Origin of the sequence: Bacillus cereus group sp. BfR-BA-01356 (assembly GCF_022663635.1) — a bacterium.
Taxonomy (GTDB): Bacteria; Bacillota; Bacilli; order Bacillales; family Bacillaceae_G; genus Bacillus_A; species Bacillus_A cereus.
The window spans coordinates 1-2,701 of record NZ_JAKUFX010000236.1 but is presented as its reverse complement, the minus strand read 5'-3'; the positions used below and the strand labels follow the sequence as shown (position 1 = coordinate 2,701).

The window sequence follows — 2,701 nt, the reverse complement described above, 5'->3', positions numbered from 1 at the left end:
TTTACATAAAATACTGGTCTAGTTTCGTGATGTCTTTTTTAAGCAATTTGTCCTTTGATAACTTCAAAAGATATTATTTTTCAGTTGACATACTACCGCAGGTCTTTTTTATCCAAAATATACAAAAGAGCCATCTAGGTGATGGCTCTTACTTTTCTATCCTATGAAGAAAAGGACATTTCCCTTTTATTGGCTCTACATCGTCTCCTATGAAATATTGTTTCCATTCATGATGTTCCGGGTCACCATAATGACTAATATTAGGATGTTTCGGCAATTGATCCCACTTTTCAACTCGCTCACGGACCATTTGTCTTGAATATGCTCCTTTAGGACGATCTCCCTCTAATCCATCAAAAATAGTGCGTGGCTGAAACCCAATAACGAGAGAATTCCCTAAATGTCTAGTTTTTCGTTGTTTATAAGCTGGCGCATTTCCAAATGCGAATATTGGCTCACCACCAAATGAAAATTCCCATAAATAATGGTCTGGATCTTCAGGAATTTGCTTTGGCCATGCTTGATTATCGTTTTCATGTAAATACTGTAACACTTTCCAAAAGGAATCACGGTAATATTCGAGTGGCTGTTCTTCACATTCCGGTTCTACAAAAAGGAAAAAGCCCCTTCTTACAATCGGCCTCTCTTTCATTAACTCTAAAAAAGATAACATTGTATGTGGCAAATGACTCCAATCATTATGAGAAAGAAATGAATAACGAAGTTCATTCTTTTTCAAAGCTGTTAAACCGAAATAACATGGAAAAGTTGGTTCTAACACAACATTTGAAAAAATCTCAAATTCTTTTGCAACCCAATCCGGTATGTCGGTTCTCGTTCTCATTCCTTCATTATCTAATAAGTAAGACTTATTCATTCTTTCACCTCATTATGTATAGCATTCAATTAAGAATATTACATACTCGGCCTGTCCTATACCTATTTAAAAATTTGACTGAAAAATTATTTAAAAATACAAAAAAATAAAATCGCTTACTTGACTAAATTCTCCCAATTCGTGTATATTTAAATTAATCATTTAGCAGAATATTCAAGAATATAGCATTTTTAGTTTATATTATTTTTTAAAATGAATTTCACTAAATGAAAATAGTAAACGCTTTTAGGAGGAATTGTAACATGCAAGGAAAAGTAAAATGGTTTAACAACGAAAAAGGTTTTGGATTTATCGAAATGGAAGGCGCTGACGATGTATTCGTACATTTCTCTGCTATTCAAGGCGACGGCTACAAAGCTTTAGAAGAAGGTCAAGAAGTATCTTTCGACATTACTGAAGGTAACCGCGGACCTCAAGCTGCTAACGTAGTAAAACTTTAATCCAACATATAACAGGAGGTTACCTTACTTGGTAACCTCCTTTGTTATTCCTTTGTATATTTCCGTTTTACAGAGCAAAAACTATGTGAAATGCGCACTATACAAAGGAGGAATTATTAATGGGATCAGAAGTAAATGATTTTGAAGAAGTGAAATTCCGTGTAGAAACAGCACAAAAAATGGTAGGATCAGCAACAATTTCAATGGATCCAGATACATTAGAGCATGCTACTACTGCTGTAGAAGCAGCTCGCTCTCAGCTTGAAATTATGAAATCTGTTGCAACTGATTTAGATGAACCATTTTTAATGAATGAGGAAAAGAAATTAAATAAATGTGAGCATCAACTAAACGAAGCAAGACACTAAAAAACATCCAGAGAATTTTCTCTGGATGTTTTTCATGACAACTGGTCCCCATACTTTTTCAATGTTTCTCCAACTGTACATTGCCTTATACAAAATGAATGAGCGTAATACTTACTATTTGTCTTTCGATTATGTTCTCGCAAAAAACATCCTTCACAATACGTTTCTAATAAGTCATTTACCTCTGTAATGAGTTGCTTTTTATCCACCTTTGCACCTCTCTATTCAGTTATTTCTTTATGACTATCAATAACTGTTCCTTCCAATGCTTGCGTAGCTAATTGATGTGCTTCTTTATTTTGTTTTCTAGATATCGGCTCACATATAAGTTTTAATTTCATTTGCTTCGCCTTTTGTTCAATTTGATCTAAATAATGATTTAAATGTTCATCATAACAAGGCCATTCTCCGGCTAATTGCTGCAGTACCACTTGTGAGTCTCCGCGAAGTGTAACTGCTTCATACTTAATCCCTAGTTCCTCGAGTATATTCATACCGTATAATAATGATGCATATTCCGCTTCATTATTATCATATATACCTTCTATATATGCATTGCGGCGAATGCGGTAGTTTGTATTTCCTTTTTTATAATACACACATATACCAACGCCAGCTTCTTTCGTTTGCACATCATACCCACCATCAAAATAAACGAGTATTTCTTGGGGCTCTTCCTCTACTTGCTTACTTAACTTTTTCATCTCTTTTAATGACCATTCTGCGTCCATTTCATCATAAAATGAAAATTCTTTTACTCTTCCTGTTTTCTCAAAATCCTCTGCAAATTGAAGTACTTCTTCTATGCTCATATACTCTGTTGTTAATTCCGTCTGCAACCCGCGCTTCGTTTTATACAACCAATGAATTTTATATTTCATACTACATTCCCCTCGTATATTAATATTTAAGCCCTATCTCAGGCTTAGTTTTACTCTCTAATAAGAGTCCAGTAATAAAGAAAATACTTGGACGTCTCAAGATATTTCTAGATA

General features: G+C 34.1%; 5 protein-coding genes. 2 read left to right on the top strand and 3 right to left on the bottom strand.

The annotated features are described in order from the left end of the window. Positions 1–148: 148 nt before the first annotated feature. Positions 149–877 carry a YqcI/YcgG family protein gene (locus tag MR168_RS32560; RefSeq protein WP_086411365.1) on the bottom strand — a complete coding sequence of 243 codons (729 nt, stop codon included), beginning with the start codon at positions 875–877 and terminating at the stop codon, positions 149–151. Positions 878–1,140: 263 nt separating this feature from the next. On the opposite strand from MR168_RS32560, the gene cspB reads away from it, so the two are divergent. Continuing rightward, positions 1,141–1,338 carry a cold shock-like protein CspB gene (gene cspB, locus MR168_RS32555; RefSeq protein WP_001161731.1) on the top strand — a complete coding sequence of 66 codons (198 nt, stop codon included), beginning with the start codon at positions 1,141–1,143 and terminating at the stop codon, positions 1,336–1,338. Between the two features lie 119 nt (positions 1,339–1,457). After that, positions 1,458–1,706 (top strand): DUF2564 family protein, encoded by a 249-nt coding sequence (locus MR168_RS32550; protein ID WP_000534392.1) that lies wholly within the window; start codon positions 1,458–1,460, stop codon positions 1,704–1,706. A gap of 32 nt (positions 1,707–1,738) precedes the next feature. On the opposite strand, the gene MR168_RS32545 is transcribed toward MR168_RS32550, so the two are convergent. Both MR168_RS32545 and MR168_RS32540 read right to left on the bottom strand, forming a co-directional pair. Then, positions 1,739–1,915: a zinc-finger domain-containing protein gene (locus MR168_RS32545; protein ID WP_002023738.1), complete on the bottom strand. Its 177-nt coding sequence runs from the start codon at positions 1,913–1,915 to the stop codon at positions 1,739–1,741. Between the two features lie 12 nt (positions 1,916–1,927). Next, on the bottom strand, positions 1,928–2,587 hold the full coding sequence (locus MR168_RS32540; RefSeq protein ID WP_000875557.1) for a ribonuclease H family protein: 660 nt from the start codon (positions 2,585–2,587) through the stop codon (positions 1,928–1,930). Positions 2,588–2,701: the final 114 nt, after the last annotated feature.